This window comes from Thermosipho ferrireducens (assembly GCF_017358165.1).
In the GTDB taxonomy this organism is placed as follows: Bacteria; Thermotogota; Thermotogae; order Thermotogales; family Fervidobacteriaceae; genus Thermosipho_B; species Thermosipho_B ferrireducens.
Genome location: NZ_CP071446.1, coordinates 1,837,945 through 1,853,586, shown reverse-complemented (window position 1 = coordinate 1,853,586; position 15,642 = coordinate 1,837,945). Strand labels below are relative to the sequence as shown.

The 15,642-nt window shown below is 33.3% G+C and carries 19 protein-coding genes; 15 read left to right on the top strand and 4 right to left on the bottom strand.

Features of this window, described 5'->3' with window-relative positions:
* The first annotated feature begins 59 nt into the window (after nt 1-59).
* The 15 genes from JYK00_RS09085 (at nt 60) to JYK00_RS09020 (ending at nt 13,196) form a co-directional block, all read left to right on the top strand.
* A complete protein-coding gene (locus tag JYK00_RS09085; RefSeq protein WP_228288159.1) occupies nt 60-824 on the top strand; it encodes a DUF368 domain-containing protein in 765 nt (254 codons plus the stop codon).
* Between the two features lie 27 nt (nt 825-851).
* Nucleotides 852-1,124, top strand: a complete 273-nt coding sequence (locus tag JYK00_RS09080) for a cupin domain-containing protein (protein ID WP_207566581.1) — start codon at nt 852-854, stop codon at nt 1,122-1,124.
* A 14-nt stretch (nt 1,125-1,138) separates the two neighbouring features.
* Nucleotides 1,139-1,762, top strand: coding sequence for a cyclodeaminase/cyclohydrolase family protein (locus tag JYK00_RS09075; RefSeq protein ID WP_207566580.1), 624 nt, complete (start codon nt 1,139-1,141; stop codon nt 1,760-1,762).
* Nucleotides 1,746-2,849 (top strand): tRNA guanosine(34) transglycosylase Tgt, encoded by a 1,104-nt coding sequence (tgt, locus tag JYK00_RS09070; RefSeq protein ID WP_207566579.1) that lies wholly within the window; start codon nt 1,746-1,748, stop codon nt 2,847-2,849. Before JYK00_RS09075 ends, tgt begins: the two co-directional genes overlap by 17 nt.
* Nucleotides 2,842-3,624, top strand: a complete 783-nt coding sequence (locus tag JYK00_RS09065) for a hypothetical protein (protein ID WP_207566578.1) — start codon at nt 2,842-2,844, stop codon at nt 3,622-3,624. Before tgt ends, JYK00_RS09065 begins: the two co-directional genes overlap by 8 nt.
* A 141-nt stretch (nt 3,625-3,765) precedes the next feature.
* Nucleotides 3,766-5,067: a phosphoglucosamine mutase gene (gene glmM, locus JYK00_RS09060; protein WP_207566577.1), complete on the top strand. Its 1,302-nt coding sequence runs from the start codon at nt 3,766-3,768 to the stop codon at nt 5,065-5,067.
* 2 nt (nt 5,068-5,069) lie between these two features.
* Nucleotides 5,070-5,375 (top strand): metal-sulfur cluster assembly factor, encoded by a 306-nt coding sequence (locus tag JYK00_RS09055; RefSeq protein WP_207566576.1) that lies wholly within the window; start codon nt 5,070-5,072, stop codon nt 5,373-5,375.
* A complete protein-coding gene (locus JYK00_RS09050; RefSeq protein WP_207566575.1) occupies nt 5,372-6,145 on the top strand; it encodes a HemK/PrmC family methyltransferase in 774 nt (257 codons plus the stop codon). Before JYK00_RS09055 ends, JYK00_RS09050 begins: the two co-directional genes overlap by 4 nt.
* A 12-nt stretch (nt 6,146-6,157) precedes the next feature.
* A complete protein-coding gene (gene rplI, locus JYK00_RS09045) occupies nt 6,158-6,613 on the top strand; it encodes a 50S ribosomal protein L9 (RefSeq protein ID WP_207566574.1) in 456 nt (151 codons plus the stop codon).
* A complete protein-coding gene (locus JYK00_RS09040) occupies nt 6,610-7,458 on the top strand; it encodes an MBL fold metallo-hydrolase (RefSeq protein WP_207566573.1) in 849 nt (282 codons plus the stop codon). The genes rplI and JYK00_RS09040 overlap by 4 nt, the downstream gene beginning before the upstream one ends.
* Nucleotides 7,459-7,481: 23 nt before the next feature.
* Entirely contained in the window at nt 7,482-8,195 is a 714-nt protein-coding gene (locus JYK00_RS09880; RefSeq protein WP_323128247.1) for a metallophosphoesterase, read from the top strand.
* Nucleotides 8,196-8,208: 13 nt separating this feature from the next.
* Nucleotides 8,209-8,664, top strand: a complete 456-nt coding sequence (locus tag JYK00_RS09875) for a hypothetical protein (protein WP_323128246.1) — start codon at nt 8,209-8,211, stop codon at nt 8,662-8,664.
* Complete coding sequence (locus JYK00_RS09030; protein WP_207566572.1) at nt 8,661-11,255, top strand: CBS domain-containing protein; 2,595 nt, start codon at nt 8,661-8,663, stop codon at nt 11,253-11,255. Before JYK00_RS09875 ends, JYK00_RS09030 begins: the two co-directional genes overlap by 4 nt.
* Complete coding sequence (locus JYK00_RS09025) at nt 11,252-12,451, top strand: TolB family protein (protein ID WP_207566571.1); 1,200 nt, start codon at nt 11,252-11,254, stop codon at nt 12,449-12,451. The genes JYK00_RS09030 and JYK00_RS09025 overlap by 4 nt, the downstream gene beginning before the upstream one ends.
* The gene (locus JYK00_RS09020) at nt 12,426-13,196 is read left to right on the top strand and encodes a hypothetical protein (protein ID WP_207566570.1); all 771 of its coding nucleotides are present in this window, start codon (nt 12,426-12,428) and stop codon (nt 13,194-13,196) included. The genes JYK00_RS09025 and JYK00_RS09020 overlap by 26 nt, the downstream gene beginning before the upstream one ends.
* A 91-nt stretch (nt 13,197-13,287) precedes the next feature.
* Here the strand turns inward: JYK00_RS09020 and JYK00_RS09015 are convergent, their stop codons facing one another.
* The 4 genes from JYK00_RS09015 to JYK00_RS09000 are packed head-to-tail and all read right to left on the bottom strand — an operon-like array spanning nt 13,288 to nt 15,642.
* Nucleotides 13,288-14,205 (bottom strand): hypothetical protein, encoded by a 918-nt coding sequence (locus JYK00_RS09015; protein ID WP_207566569.1) that lies wholly within the window; start codon nt 14,203-14,205, stop codon nt 13,288-13,290.
* Nucleotides 14,205-14,891, bottom strand: coding sequence for a hypothetical protein (locus JYK00_RS09010; RefSeq protein WP_207566568.1), 687 nt, complete (start codon nt 14,889-14,891; stop codon nt 14,205-14,207). The genes JYK00_RS09015 and JYK00_RS09010 overlap by 1 nt, the downstream gene beginning before the upstream one ends.
* Nucleotides 14,870-15,340: a hypothetical protein gene (locus tag JYK00_RS09005; protein ID WP_207566567.1), complete on the bottom strand. Its 471-nt coding sequence runs from the start codon at nt 15,338-15,340 to the stop codon at nt 14,870-14,872. Before JYK00_RS09005 ends, JYK00_RS09010 begins: the two co-directional genes overlap by 22 nt.
* Entirely contained in the window at nt 15,337-15,642 is a 306-nt protein-coding gene (locus JYK00_RS09000; protein ID WP_207566566.1) for a hypothetical protein, read from the bottom strand. Before JYK00_RS09000 ends, JYK00_RS09005 begins: the two co-directional genes overlap by 4 nt.

The following is a 15,642-nucleotide window of genomic DNA, read 5'->3' as shown; positions in this document are numbered from 1 at the left end:
GGAGCCTACTGGCTCCTTTTTTAAATTGGTTGAAAATTGATTTGAAAGAGGTGAGATGTTTGCTTAAATACTTTATCACAGGTTTTCTTATGGGGTTGGCGAATTTAATACCAGGTGTAAGTGGTGGAACTATGGCAGTAATTACAGGGGTGTATGAGGACCTTGTTAAAGCCATTTCATCGATATTCAAGTTACAAAAAAAAGATGGCATAATTTTATTATGGATAGGTATAGGCATTGTAGTTTCAATATTTGGTGGAGCTAAATTATTTGATTTGACTCTCAAAATGTATCCTTTCTATATGTACGCTTTCTTTTTTGGACTTATTCTGGCTTCTTTTTTTTATCTGTTCAAAAATGCAGAAAGCTTTAAGTTAGTACCGTTTATTCTTGGGGTGGTTCTGGTGATTTTTCCTCATTTTCTTCCGCAAAGAAGTGTTGGTGATGGATTTATATATTTCTTAGGGGGAGTTGTTGGAGGAAGCGCGATGATTGTTCCCGGTTTAAGTGGTTCTTTAATGTTACTTGTGATAGGAATATACGAAAGTGTTATAAACGCAGTTAGCGATTTTCAGGTTTTTATTTTGTTTCAAGTGGGAGCAGGTGTGATACTTGGAGTATTTTTTACTACTTTGGTTTTAAAATGGGCTTTTTCTCATTATAGAGCTGTGGTAGAGAGTTTTATTCTGGGACTTGTATTTGCTTCGTTGTATCTCATCTTTCCACCCTCCCATGGAAAAGGGAATTTAGCAGTGGGAATTTTGGTACTTTTTATAGGAGTTTTGAGTTTTTTTCTTATAGAAAGAATGGGGAAAAAATCATGATATAATTAGTTGTTGGGAGGTGGGAAAATGGAAGTTATTGTGAAAAAACCAACCCAGGAGGAATTAAAAAAATTAGGTGTTGAACAATGGCCAATCTGGACAAAAGAAGTGTCTGAATTTGATTGGTATTATGATGAAACTGAAATTTGTTATTTTATTGAAGGAGAAGTTGAAGTTGAAACGGTTGATGGGAAAATTTATAAAATAGGCAAAGGGGATCTGGTAAAGTTTCCAAAGGGACTACGTTGTAAATGGAAAGTTAAGGCTCCAGTAAAAAAACATTATAATTTTGAAAGCTGAAGGGGGAAGGAAATATGGAATTAAAAAATATGACTTTAAAAGAATTTTGTGATAAAGTAGCTGAAAAATCTCCAGTGCCTGGTGGTGGAGCAGTTGGAGCTATAGTTGCCTCATTGGCAGCTTCTTTGAATCAAATGGTTGCAAATTTAACTATAGGGAAAAAGAAGTATGAAGAATACGAAGAAATTATGGAAGAAGTACTTGAAAATATGGAGCTCTCCAGAAGGCGTTTACAAGATATAGCCGATAGAGATATCAGAGCTTTTAACAAAGTTATGGAAGCATTTAAAATTCCAAAAGATAATCCAGAGAGAAAGGAAAAACTGGAACATGCCTTGAAAGAAGCTGCAGATGTACCTTTTGAGCTTGCAAGAGAATCTCGAAATGTAATGAAGTACACGGAAATAACGTGTAAATGGGGAAACAAAAATGCTATCTCAGATGCCTTTTCTGCAGCTGAACTTTCCTTAGCTGCTTTTAAAATAGCAATGTACAATGTGCTTATAAATTTAAAGTCGATTAAGGATTCTGCTTTTGTAAAGCATTATGAGGAAGAGCTTAAAGAGTTAAAAGGAGAAATAGAAGGGATTTATAATAATATTAAGGAGCTGATTGCTGCGAATGGGTTTGAAATTTGAGCTTTTAAAAAAAGATGGAAAAGCGAGACGTGGAAGGATATTTTTGCCACATGGGGTTGTGGAAACCCCTACTTTTATGCCAGTTGGAACAAATGCTAATGTAAAGTTAATGACTCCGCGTTTGTTGAATGAAATAAAGGCACAAATAATACTTTCAAATGCATTCCATGTGTATTTAAAACCCGGGTTAGACATTATAAGACATCATTCGGGAGTGCATAACTTTATAGGATGGGATAAACCTATTTTAACAGATAGTGGGGGGTTTCAGGTTTTTAGTTTGAGAAAAGGAAGAAAAGTAACGGAAGATGGAGTTGTTATACGTTCACCGCTGGATGGTTCAAAGCATTTTATAACTCCAGAATTATCTATGGAGATTCAATATACAATAGGTTCCGATATTGTTATGGCATTTGATTACTGTGCTGAACCCGGAGTGAGTCATGAAGAAGCAGAAAGAGCTCTGGAATTGACGACTAAATGGGCAAAAAGAAGTTTGAAAAAGCTCAGAGAATTTTCAGACCAGGCGATTTTTGGAATAGTTCAGGGAGCTTTTTTTTACGATTTGAGGGAAAGAAGTGCTTTTGAAATTACAGCAATGGATTTTGATGGATTTGCAATAGGTGGATTGAGTGTAGGTGAGGAATATGATATTACAATGGCAATGACAGAGTTTACTGCGCCGTTATTACCTGAGAATAAACCCAGATATTTTATGGGAGCAGGTTCTCCGAAGATAATTGTTGATCTTGTTGCAAATGGTATAGATATATTTGATAGTGTATTGCCTACGAGAGTTGCCAGACATGGTCAGGCACTTACATGGAAAGGTAAGATTAATATAAGAGCTGCAAAGTATAAATTTAGCAGAGAACCCATTGATTACAATTGTCAATGTTATACATGTAGTAGTTTTACAAGGTCTTATATCAGGCATCTTTTTGATAGAAAAGAAATTCTTGGGCAGATACTTTTAACGATTCACAATCTTCATTTTATGATGGAACTGAGTGCTAAAATAAGAGACGCGATAGAGAACAACACATTTTCTGAACTCCGAAAGGAGGTTTTAACTTACTATGATTAAAAAGTTTTTATTGGCTGTGTTGGTGGTTATATCTGGAATATCTTTTTCAGTGGTACCTGTAGGAAATCCTGCTGATTTTTATGTAAGTGGCAAAGCATTTGGGATAGGGTTCCTGAACTACTTTGGGAAAGATTGGTTAATGGCGTTTGATTTATATTATTTAGATAATGAAAATGGTATGTCTGGAAAACTATATTTATCAACAGCGAGTGAAACAAGTCTTCGTTTAAATGTGCTTGGTTATCAAATCTCCGGACAGGGAGAAAGTATTGATTGGGGGATTAATACAAAAATAAACAATTTTGTTACAGACTCAACTTCAACTTACTCTGTGAGTTTCAGTATCGGAGTAATTAGTCATGTAGGTAGATATCTGAATGTAGGAGTTTTTGTTGATGACTTTTTCCTTTACTCGCAGACACCAAAGGATTTTTTCACTACAAATGCGGGAGTTAGTATTTCTGCAGGAGTTGATACTTTTAATTTGTACGGAGAGGCTGTTCTTATCAGACAGCAATATGTTCAGATTAAAGCTGGTGCGAAATTAGCCTTTCAAAATTTTTCCTTTGGGGTTTTCTGGACACCTGAATATGTGTTGTCTAATGGAGAGATGTCTCAACAAGTTTCAGGATATGTTGTAGCAAAGTTTGGTTCTTTAAAGATGCGTTTCGATGCTCATTATGCTTTTAATGAATTAACAACGTCGTTAGAGTTACCGATAAATTTTGAATTGTACACTCATGGCTATAAGGTGACTGTAGAAATTAATTTTTGATGGAAATGATAAAGATTTCAGGTAAAAATAATATACGATATTTCTGGTCCAAGAGTAGAGTTAGGCTTTCAGAAACTAATGACGATAAGGGAGCTTGTGTTGAGCAAATATAATGTTTTATAAGGCGAAGGAGGCATTGAAGTGGCGCTGTTTGGAACTGATGGAATCAGAGGAATAGTGAATGAATCACTTACTCCTGAAATAGCATTTCGTTTAGGCAATGCGTTGGGAAAGATAGTTGATAGGAGAGTTTTTATAGGAAAAGACACAAGAAATTCAGGTGATTTACTTGAAGCAGCCCTTATTTCAGGGTTAACATCTGCGGGAGTTGATGTTTACAGGTGTGGTATAATGCCGACACCTGCTCTGGCTATGATTACGAAACTGGAAGATTCATGTGGTATCATGATTTCCGCTTCTCATAATCCTCCAGAGTATAATGGTTTGAAAGTTATTTTGAGAGGATTTAAGTTGCCTGACGATGTTGAGAAGCGTATAGAGGAAGAAATGGAGAAAACCCTGTTAGTTGATTATAGAAAGATAGGTAGAGTTATTGATTACAAACTTGCGGTGGATGAGTATTATGATTATGTAAGAAAAATGTATAATGATCTGGATTTATCTGGTTTTAAGCTGCTCGTCGACGTAGCTAATGGTGCAACTTTCGAAATTAATCCTGAAATACTGGAAAGTTTTGGAGCAAAGGTTGAGATAATTAACAACAAACCAGATGGTTTTAATATAAATGACAGTTGTGGATCTACTCATCCTGAATATGCAAGAAAAAAGATGAGAGATGGATGGATAGGGATTTTGTATGATGGAGACGGCGATAGATGCATTATTTTAGATGAATCTGGCAAAGAAGTCCATGGGGATAAAATAATAGGAATAGCAGCAAAATCCATGTATCATGAAAAAAGGTTGAAAAATCACGCAGTGGTTCTTACTATACTTTCAAATATAGGAGTGGAAAAGTATTTAAAAAAGTTGGGAATAAAAACTATTCGTACAAAGGTTGGAGATAGATACGTTTTGCAGGAAATGTTGAGCAATGAAATTATGCTTGGCGGGGAAAGAAGTGGGCATATTATATTCCTGGATCGTTCTACTACAGGTGATGGTCTTATAACAACTCTTGAAATATTGAGGATAGTTTCTAAATCTGAGAGAACCCTTGAAGAACTTGCAGATGAAATACCAGATTATCCGCAAGTAATGTTAAACGTAAAGGTTAATAATAAAGAAGTTGCAAGAAGACAGGAAATATTTGAGGAAATTAAGAAATATGAGGGCAGTGATTATAGAGTAATTGTCAGACCTTCTGGTACAGAACCTGTTGTCAGGGTGATGGTTGAAGGTAAAGATGAAACGAAAGCAAATGAGATAGCAGATAGTATTGCAAAATTAGTGATCCAGCTGGATAATAAGGAGGCGCATTAAAAATGGCTGAGAGTTTGAAAGAACAAGTGTGGAATAAACTAAAGCAGGTTATTGATTTTGAGATAGGACTGGATATAGTTTCCCTTGGATTGGTGTATAAGGTTGAGGTGGATGACAATAATAACGTATACGTTCTTATGACAATGACAACTCCTATGTGTCCTCTGGCCGGGATGATTTTACAGGATGCAGAAACGAAAGTAAGAGAGTTAGAAGAAGTTAAAGATGTGAAAATAGAACTAACATTTGATCCACCGTGGACTCCAGATATGGTGGATCCTGAGGTGAGGGGGCAACTTGGTATATGAAAATTGGAGAAGCTATTAAAATATCGAAAAGAATGGGGCTTCCAGAAACGGAAGCCCTTATTCTTCTTTCATATTTGTCAGGAAATTCAAAAGAATACCTTTTATCCCATTTAGAGGAAGAATGTAATGAAAAGTTTTTTTTATTTGTAAAAAAAAGACTTTCTGGTTATCCTTTACATTATATTATAAAGAAAAAACATTTTTTTAAAGGGGAATTTTATGTGGAAGAAGGTGTTTTTATTCCCCGGTTTGAAACAGAAGGACTTGTAGAACTTGCAATAGATATTATAAAGAGAAGAAAAATCGGTACGATAGCTGAAATTGGCGTTGGAAGTGGGGCAGTCTCTGTTAGCATTTTATGTGAGACAAACGTTCGTGCTTTAGGAACAGATGTTTCAGAGAAAGCTATAAAAGTGACTCGTTTGAATGCTTCAAATTTTGGTGTAGAAAGCAGGATTGATTTACGAAAGGGGAGATTTCTGGAGCCATTTCGCAGTGAATATAAAAATATAGAGCTGATTATATCGAATCCTCCTTATGTGAGGCAGGGAGCTATATTACCTGAGGATGTTACTTTTGAGCCTCCAGAAGCTCTTTTTGGGGGGGAAGATGGCCTTTACTTTTACAAGGAATTCTTTAAGTTGTATGATACTTCTGGTAAAATAGTATTAATGGAAATAGGAGATGATCAGGGGGAATATTTTAGAAAACAAAATATAACTGTTTTAAAAGATTACTCGGGAAAAGACAGATATATATTAGTTGAATAGGAGGTGCTTTAAATGAAAGTGGTTTTTTTAAAAGATGTTCCAAAAATGGGAAAAAAAGGAGAAGTGAAGAAAGTATCAGATGGGTATGCGAGAAACTTTCTTATTCCAAAAGGTCTAGCTGTAGAAGCTACACCAGATGTTTTAAAACGTCTTGAAAAACAAAAGGCTGCTCAGCTTGAAAAAGAAAGGAGAATACGCCAGGAAAATGAGGCACTTTTAAGTGAAATGAAAAAACATTTATACAAAATAAAAGTTAAGGCAGGGGATTCTGGAAAACTGTTTGGAGCGCTTACAAGTTCGGATATTGCAAGAACTATTTCGGATGTTCTTGATAAAGCTATTGATAAAAAGTGGATTATATTGGACAAACCAATAAAAATGTTAGGGCTTTATGATATTGATGTTAAGCTACCAGGTGGAGTTTCTGGAAAAATTAAAGTAGAAATTTTGCAGGAGGGAAAAAGTTGAACATATTATCATACTCTAAGGCTCTTTATACAACCTGGGTTTATTATTCCCCGGATAGAACACTTTTTGATTCAGGAGAATGTGTAGCTACGATGTTAAATAACAAAGTTTACGCAATAAAAAATATTTTTTTAACCCACGGACACGTAGATCATATTTCGGGATTATGGGCACTTATAAATACACGGAACAACGCAATGGGAGATAGAGCAAAGGAATTGAATGTTTATTACCCAAAAAATAATAAAGGGATAGAAGATTATATAAAATTTATCAAAAGAGTAAATTCCGATTTGCGTTTTAAGCTGAATTTTTTTCCCATAACTCCAGATGATAAGATAATTTTGCGCGGAAAAAAAAGAATAGAAAAGTATATTCGGCCCTTTTTTGTTACCCATACTCAAAGCGAAATAAGTTTTGGTTATCACATAATAGAGGTTCGAAGAAAGTTGAAAGAAGAGTTCAGAAATCTCTCTCAAGAAGAAATAGCAGTTCTTGCAAAAAAATATGGAAGTGAATATATTACAAGAAGTTATGAAAAGAAGGTGTTTACAATATCAGGAGATACTTTTTTGCTTAGCCGTGAAGAGGTAAAAGATTCTGAGATAGTTTTTCATGAATGTACTTTTCTTGATAAAAGGGATCGCAAATATAAAAATCACGCTTCTATAGAGGATATAGTTTCATTGATAGAAGGTTCAAATATAAAAACCTTAATTTTATATCATATATCCAGCAGGTATGGAAGAAGTATAGAGAAACTTCTTGAACCTTATAGAAACAGATTAAAAGAAGAAGGTGTAGATCTGTATTTTGTAAAACCCGATAGACTTTTCAAGCTATAAAATGGACAAGAAGGTGGACTTTTATGAAAAAGATATTGTTCATCAGCGATATGCATATAGGTGATGGGAGTGCTAAGGATGATTTTGAATACGATGATTTGTTTGAAAAAATTATAAATGATTTTTCTGAATTGAGTGATATAGAACTTTGTATAGTGGGCGATGGTTTGGAAATTCTTGAGACTCGAATGGTGCTGGACAATGGTCTTATCCCTTTTAAAGATTTGGTTAATAACATTGAAAAAGAAGTCCTTATAGATATAGAAAAAAAACATCCTAAGGTTTTTAAAGCGCTTAGAAGATTTGGAAAGAGCCACAAAATAAATTATATTGTTGGTAATCATGATTACTATTTCCTTAAAAATGAAAAGTTGTGCGAAAAACTTTGTGAAATGATACCAAATTTGGAAATAAAGCCATACTTTTATGACGCCTCTTCAAAGATACTGGTAGTTCATGGAAATCAATTTGATCCCATCAATCGCTTTACAATTGATCGGAAAACAGGAGAATTAATCCCACCATTAGGAGATTTCATTGTTCGTTATATGATGAATCATTTTGATAACAAAGTGAGAAATTTTGTTCCAAAGGAAATAATAAAGGATTATGATAATGTAAGGCCAACACTTGACCTTTTTTACTGGTTTGAAGTTGTTATGGAAACGTATAATTTAGGAATTGATTTATTGGAAATGTGGGTTTCTTCTTTTTATAGAGATGATGAGAACAGTTGAGGCTAAAAAATGGATGCGAAAAAATTATCCATTCTGGAGTAACTTTTCGTATTTGTTTTTAAATAAAATTGGTGGAATAAAATTGGGAGAGTTACTTGTAAGATCTGTTATGAATGTCAGAAAATTTAAGAAAACTGATTATTTATTCAAAAAGGCAAAAAAGATTTTGCTGGGAAAATTGGATCCAAACAAATATCTTGTTGGGTACGAAGATTCTACCAGAATAGAGAAGGTCAATGGTGTTATAATGGGCCATATACATCATAATAATTTTAAGATTATTAATACAAAAGAAGATACAAAATTTTATGTAAACTGTGGTTCATGGAGACCTGTAGTGGAAAGAATTAAGGGGCGAATTTTTCAAAGGAAAGCCGAGTTATTTTACGCATTGTTATCTTTTAATGGTGATATTGAAATAACAACTGGTACAATAAATAAGCTAAAAAAACGGGAAGTGATAAGTTGAAAGTTGTCACAACACATGTTTCACCAGATTTTGATGGATTTGCAGCGGCAGTAGCTTACAGGAAACTTCACCCGGAATATGTTGTGGTTGTCTCTGGAAGGTTTCAACAAAATCTGGAAGAATTTTTGCATTTGTATGAGTTTGAATACATAAGAGATAATGAAATAAAAAATAATATAACAGAACTTGTTATAGTGGATAACGCTTCGCTTGATCGGGTAGGAAAAAAGATAGCTGATTTTGCAGCTGATGCAAGTATTAAGGTTATTGATCATCACCCTGATATAAAAAAAAGTGATATGTTTTCGGATATAATTCATGAAAATGTTGGGGCAGTAACAACTTTACTTGTTTTGATGTTGAAAGATTCAGGAATTAGATTAACTTCAGAAGAGGCTACGTTATTTGCAACTGCAATTTATGAAGATACAGGAAATTTTTTATATTCAACGACTACTCCGCGGGATCTAATGGCAGCTCAGTTTTTACTTGAGAATGGTGCGCGTTTGGAAGAAATAGCGCAGTTTGTAAAGCTTGATTTAAATACCGAGCAAAAAGTGTTATTTGAAACGTTGATAAATAATATCAAAGTTCATACAATTAAGGGATATGACGTGGCTGTGGCAAGCACTGAGATAGAAAAGTTTATAGGTGGTCTTAATATAATAACGAGTAAAATATGGGCTTTTGGGGAATACGAAACTTTGATAGTTGTTACGCGAATGGGGAAAAAAGTTTTTGTAGTTGGACGTACCAAGAGTCCAGACGTTGACTTAAAGAAATTGATGAATTTTTTTGGTGGCAACGGTCATAATAAGGCTGCTTCAGCAACATTAACAAACGTTTCTGTTGAAGAAGTAATTTATAAAGTTCTTGAGAAACTTCCTGAATGTATAAATGTTTCACTCAAAGCAAAAGATATTATGTCTTCTCCGGTAAGAACGATTTTTGCATACGAAACTATAAGAAAAGCGCATGAAATAATGCAAATTACCGGACATGGGGGTTTACCAGTTGTAGAAGGTAATAGATTAATAGGAATAGTTACAAGAAAAGCGGTTGATAAAGCGTTGAATCACGGATTTGGAGAACGTCCGGTAAAATCTATAATGAATACCAAATTAGTTACCGTTAACGAAGATGAGCCTATATTGAAGATAAGAGATGTGATGATTGAGCATGATATTGGCAGGATTCCGGTACTTAATAAAGACAACATTCTTTCAGGAGTAATAACACGTTCTGATCTTCTGAAGGCGTTTGATTCTTCTCAGGTTCAAAAGCAGCTCGTAAAAAACGTGTTGAATTTTGAAGACGTGAAGGATATTCTTATCAGAAGGTTACCAAGAAGGCTTTTGAATTTGTTGCGATTATTAGGAGAATATGGTGATGATGTTAATATGCCTGTTTATGTGGTTGGAGGCTTTGTAAGAGATTTACTTTTAGGTATAGAGAATCTTGATGTAGATATAGTTGTTGAAGGTGATGGGTTAAAATTTGCGGAATATGCAGCAAAACAAATAGGTGCTAAAATGGTTCCTTATGAAAAATTTCTTACTGCATCGTTATTTTTTAAAGATGGTTTTAGAATAGATATTGCTACGGCAAGAACAGAATATTATGAAAAACCTGCAAAACTTCCCATGGTAGATATAAGCACAATAAAGAAGGATCTTTACCGCAGAGATTTTACTATAAATGCTATGGCAATAAAGCTGAATCCGCTTGCTTTTGGAATACTTTTTGATTTCTTCCAATCGCGTAAGGATTTAAAAGAGGGAATTATACGTGTTTTACATAGGTTGAGCTTTGTGGAAGATCCGACTCGTATAATAAGAGCCGTTCGATTTGAGCAAAGATTTGGATTTCATATAGAAGAAACTACACAGGAAATTCTTACAGAGACTTTGGAAGGAGGTTATTTAGAGAAAGTTACTGGCTCAAGGATAAGGCAGGAAATAGAAAAGATTCTGGAGGAACAAAGCTCGCTCAAAGCTATTAGAAGATTAGCTGAATTGAATATATTGAAGCACATTTTTCCTAAGACGTATTATACAGGTGTTATGGATAAAAAGCTTGTAAATATGTATAACTTTTTTCAAAAACTTGGTGATATATATAAAAATTATAATAAGTTCTATTGCGTTCTCAGGGTATTATTAGAATTTTATGATGAGAATTCTTTGAAAGAGGTAGCCAGGCGTTATGGAATTCCTAAAAAGTTTGTTGAGGAAACTAAGTTTTCTGAAAAAATAGTTATACCTGTAAAGGAAATGATTCACGATAAAATGTTGTTTTCTGATATATACAAAGTATTAGGGAAGCCTTCACCGGAAACAGCCTGTTACATATCAGCGTACTTAGAATGTGATGATCAGGAATATTTTTACGAGTATTTGAAAAAGGTTTATGAAACGAAACTTGAAAAAGTTTCTGGAGAATATGTGATGAAAAAGTATGGAATAAAGGCTGGACCAATTATTGGAAAGATTATGAACGAGTTGTTTTGTAAAAAACTTGATGATATGAAAATCGATGAAATTTTTGAATTGGAGAGGATAATCAAAAATTTGAGAGGTGAAGACGAATGAAATATATGATGTTTTTATTGTTGTTATTAATGTCAGTTATAGTTTTTAGTGAAAACATTTTACCAGAATCAACATATACGGTGGGTGTGATTACGCATTACAGTACAGCTACGGAACATGTTTTTAACGATGCAAAGAAGATGCTTGATGAGTATTTAGAATATGGACAAATATTGTTTTTGCAAAGTGCCACAGAAGCAACAAGTAATGTGTACGTGGAACTTTATTTAGGTTATGATGCTACCAACAATATATATAAAGCAACTTACATAGATGGTAATTATAAAGTTACATCACAATATTCTCCAGGGGGGTTTAAGAAATATTCTACTTTTTTGAAAGAAATAATTTATTATCCTCTTGAAAAAATAGCATTGTACAGGTTTAAAACGGGAGATTTTGGAAAATATTTAAGACTTACTTATCATCCTGGGGTTGATGAATATGGAGACTATTCTCCAGAAAAAGGATTGTTTTTTTTCATAACTGATCGCCTTGCTGGTAATAGAAATATAGCTTATATGAATTTTTCAGATACTACTATTAATATTTTAGCGGTGTTTGGAAGTAGTGAATATTTTCCAAAACTTTCTCCAGATGGTAGCACTATACTTTTTCAGGGGTCTCTTCATGGTTTCTGGAATATTTATACTATGCCATTTTCACCTGACTATTATAAAAAGATAAGATTAGTTTCTTCAGGTAATAAGCCAGCGTACGGTCCCACCTGGTATGATGAAAATACTGTTTTATATTCTCAGGATACAAAAACAAAAAATGAAATGTTAATGAAATCACTGAAAGGTAATTTTGTAAAACCTTTAAAAACCTATGGTGAAATGTCTTTTACACCCTTTGTACATAATGGTGAGATTTATTATACAGCACTTCACGGAGCAAATTTTGGGATTTATAAGTTAGTAGATGGAACTAACACAGTTGTTGAAGATACTTTTTTTAATGAACACGATCCGGTTGTTACGCCAGATGGTTCCTACCTTGTATTTACTTCGAACCGCGATGGAATATATAGAATCTGGATGAAAGACTTAAGTACAGGAAGTGTAACTTGCCTTACCCCTGATATTCCGTATGATGTGTTTTATCCTGAAACTGATGGAAAATACGTATTTTTTTCAGTTTATAAAGAAGGAGAGGAGCCAGATATATATGTTCGAAGGCTCGAAAGAAAATAAAGTGGATTTAGATAGCTTTTTTTCTAAAGCTAAACTTGCAGTGGGTATTGTTAATTTTGAAGGGGAAGTTGTTTTCGAGAATGCAGCATTTAAGCAATTTGAACAATTTTTGCCAAAATTGATAAATAAATTTAGAGAAGCTATAGTTCTTGAGCGACACTTCCGGTTTATTGAAAATTATAAAGGAAGGACATACCTTGTTAATGTAGAACCTGTTGATAATTCTGTTCTAATAATAGTTGATGAATATATAACAGAAAATTACCTGAAGACACTCGAGATTGTAGCGAAAATCGCAAATAGTTTATGTCAATTGTATGCATTTAAAGGGAATTTGAACTACGAAAAATTTGGAGAAAAAATGTATGGTGTGTTATCAAAATATGTTGATACCTTTGGAGTGGCAGAGAAAATCACAGGTGGAATAAAATACATGTTTTTAAAATCTCCCAAAACCATTGTAATTGAAAAAGTTTTTAAGGAACTGACGTTGGAGAGTTTTGTATTTGACAAAAAGGAACCTGTATATTTTGAAGATGTTCGAAAGTTTTTTAAGGATTTTTATATAAATGTCCATTATGACAATCTCGATGCACCGAGAAGCTATTATGCTGTTCCTATCGATAATAAAATATATATTTTTGAAAAACACGGGTATGATGTTTTCGATGACATGCTGCGTAATTTTTTATTGATAATAGCAAATCTTATGCATCTTTTTATTAGTAATATAGAAACATTTTGACGATTAAAAACAAAATAGAAGTTTTAAATTATGTATCAGAAACTGATTTTGTCAGTGCCGTACAAACATAATGAGTTGATATTTGAATGGTTTAAACTTTAAATTCTAATCTTTTGATATTGCTATTCCATTCTTTAAATTTATCTTTTGAAATAATTACTCCTTTTTTTTCTTTTGCCAGAGATAGTATCAATTCATCAGCAGGAGAATGAAAATATGTGTTTGGATGCCTGAAATATTTTGAATTAAATTTGTATTTAATATTCTTGTCGAATACAATGTAAAATGGAAAATAAAAATCCCGAATAGTTCCGAGTTTTTCAATAACCAGTTCTATATTTGCTTCATTTGGGGGAAATGACCAGAATATTATATTGCTTCCGTCCAGCACAGCGGGGCCTTTTGGTTTAGAAAACAATGCCCTTTTTATGTAAGGATGCACAGTTAGTTTTCTAATTTCTTCTTTTGAAATAGGATCCAGATAAGTGATAAGTTCTCTTAGCCATTCTACATCGGAGAGATCTTCATATATACTAAGTCTTTTAACTTCTTCTTTGATACTTTTTAATAAAGAATCCTCATGTTTTGAGCAGGTGTCGTAAGCGTATAGTTCCAAAAAGTCTGAAAGATTTTCTTTAATGAGTCTCTTTTGTTCCTCTTTTAGAAATTTATAGAAACTTTTATAAGCAGGCTTTGGAAAAGGATATTTTTTTGGGTTTGCCCAGAATAATATTTCGGCAGCTTCGTTTATTGTAATTCCAATAGAATTAAATTCCAATAATCTATCTAACACTTTTCCTTTACCATACAATAGATTGTGGACATAAAAGGAAAACATTGTTGGGTCTACTTTCAATATTTTTTGAGTAATTGGTCCCTCCATATTTCGTTGAAGAACTTTAGCATAGTTTTTGTTGAACAAACTGATATTTTTTAAAATTTCATATATCACTGAGCGTTTAATCTGAAGTTCTTTGACTCTGTTTATAAAGGCATTTGAATATATCATCAAAGAACCTCCACGTGAAATTTTCCATTCACTTTGAAAGCGAATACGTCTTTGAAAATATCTAAGCCTTTGTTGTTTAAAAAAACTATTAGTTTACCATTGGAATAAATTATTCTTTTCGAAAACCCTACAGGTATATTTTTATAAAAGCCCAGAAATTTTATATTTCTTGAGCCTGCTGAGTTAAGAATTTTTTGTGTAGCTTTTATGACCTTGCTTCTGTCGACAAATTTTTCGGGATGAAACACTATAATTAATAATGGGGGCAATGCACTATTACTCAAAATCCTGGTTTGAAATTTTATTTTGCGTTCCTTTAATCCTGGGTTTAAATTAATCTTTTTTGAGAAAATTGTTACTTCCTCTTCTATTTTTGGAAGACTTTTTAAATCACTTTCTTGAATTTTTAAACTGCTATCATTTAGGATGAAAGATTCATTTTGAAATATTCCGCTTTTTATACGGATATTCGAACCTGTTATCTGAAAATTTTCATGGATGGTGACGCTGTTTTTTAAAGAAGAATCCAGTACTTTCGGACAGGAGAGAGAGATTTTAAAAAGGCTTACAGAATAATCAACCTGGATATTAAATATATCCGGCTTTTTAATCAGATTAGTCTGCTTTATGTTTATAAGTCCTAATTCCATTTTTAATGTATCTATTATGTTTCTTGCGATTCGCATACAAAATTCAACGCCTTTTCGAGTCTGTCGAATGGTTCAAGTACATCCATTTTTTCTGTAAGTTCTTTGATTTTTTCAACTATAGAAGCTGGATTTTCTAACCCAGAAACTCTAAAAAATCTGTTGTTTATTTTCAGCAAATTCTCTGTTTCCTGAACCCTGCTACCTGGGACTTCGTTTAAAAGAAAAGTTTTTTTGTCTATAATCAATCTTTGGTCATCTACAAGAACAAATTCCGGTTGATTTTCAATTTTTGAAAGTAATCCTTTTCCTATTATTTCACTACTTAAATACTCCTCGAGTGAAGAACCGTAAATAATTTTTTGAAGGCCAGTAGGAATTATTGGATCTGTGTATTTGAATTCTACAGGTATTCCACGTTCATTAACTATAAGAAGCCCTCCAATATACCTGTTGTCTAACTTTTTTACAGAAAGATAGCCAATCATAGTCTCACATCCAGAATATGAGAGGACTCCTGATTAATAATATTTTTATTTTTTTTCTTTTTACCACTTTGTGAATACTGAAAGTATTCACCTTTGCTTTTTCCATCTGTAGCACTTCTTGTTATATTTTGCTCTGTTTTTTGAATGATTGTTGGAGATGCTTGCTCTCGTTTAATTCTTTCATTAATTTGCTGCGCAGATATTTCTGCCGCAATATTACTATAGTTTTGTAATTGGCTTATTTGTTGAGATCTTTCCACACTTGATCTCAAATAGATGGGGTGAAGATCTATAGGTTCCAT

Bases quoted from the DNA above. Each gene is read 5' to 3' on its own strand.
- rplI (WP_207566574.1), top strand. From the start codon at position 6,158: ATGAAAGTGGTTTTTTTAAAAGATGTTCCAAAAATGGGAAAAAAAGGA.
- JYK00_RS09010 (WP_207566568.1), bottom strand. From the start codon at position 14,891: ATGCGAATCGCAAGAAACATAATAGATACATTAAAAATGGAATTAGGA.
- JYK00_RS09065 (WP_207566578.1), top strand. From the start codon at position 2,842: ATGATTAAAAAGTTTTTATTGGCTGTGTTGGTGGTTATATCTGGAATA.
- JYK00_RS09055 (WP_207566576.1), top strand. From the start codon at position 5,070: ATGGCTGAGAGTTTGAAAGAACAAGTGTGGAATAAACTAAAGCAGGTT.
- JYK00_RS09080 (WP_207566581.1), top strand. From the start codon at position 852: ATGGAAGTTATTGTGAAAAAACCAACCCAGGAGGAATTAAAAAAATTA.
- JYK00_RS09005 (WP_207566567.1), bottom strand. From the start codon at position 15,340: ATGATTGGCTATCTTTCTGTAAAAAAGTTAGACAACAGGTATATTGGA.
- JYK00_RS09025 (WP_207566571.1), top strand. From the start codon at position 11,252: ATGAAATATATGATGTTTTTATTGTTGTTATTAATGTCAGTTATAGTT.
- JYK00_RS09875 (WP_323128246.1), top strand. From the start codon at position 8,209: ATGCGAAAAAATTATCCATTCTGGAGTAACTTTTCGTATTTGTTTTTA.
- JYK00_RS09015 (WP_207566569.1), bottom strand. From the start codon at position 14,205: ATGATATATTCAAATGCCTTTATAAACAGAGTCAAAGAACTTCAGATT.
- JYK00_RS09075 (WP_207566580.1), top strand. From the start codon at position 1,139: ATGGAATTAAAAAATATGACTTTAAAAGAATTTTGTGATAAAGTAGCT.
- JYK00_RS09880 (WP_323128247.1), top strand. From the start codon at position 7,482: ATGAAAAAGATATTGTTCATCAGCGATATGCATATAGGTGATGGGAGT.
- tgt (WP_207566579.1), top strand. From the start codon at position 1,746: ATGGGTTTGAAATTTGAGCTTTTAAAAAAAGATGGAAAAGCGAGACGT.
- JYK00_RS09020 (WP_207566570.1), top strand. From the start codon at position 12,426: ATGTTCGAAGGCTCGAAAGAAAATAAAGTGGATTTAGATAGCTTTTTT.
- JYK00_RS09050 (WP_207566575.1), top strand. From the start codon at position 5,372: ATGAAAATTGGAGAAGCTATTAAAATATCGAAAAGAATGGGGCTTCCA.
- JYK00_RS09000 (WP_207566566.1), bottom strand. From the start codon at position 15,642: ATGGAACCTATAGATCTTCACCCCATCTATTTGAGATCAAGTGTGGAA.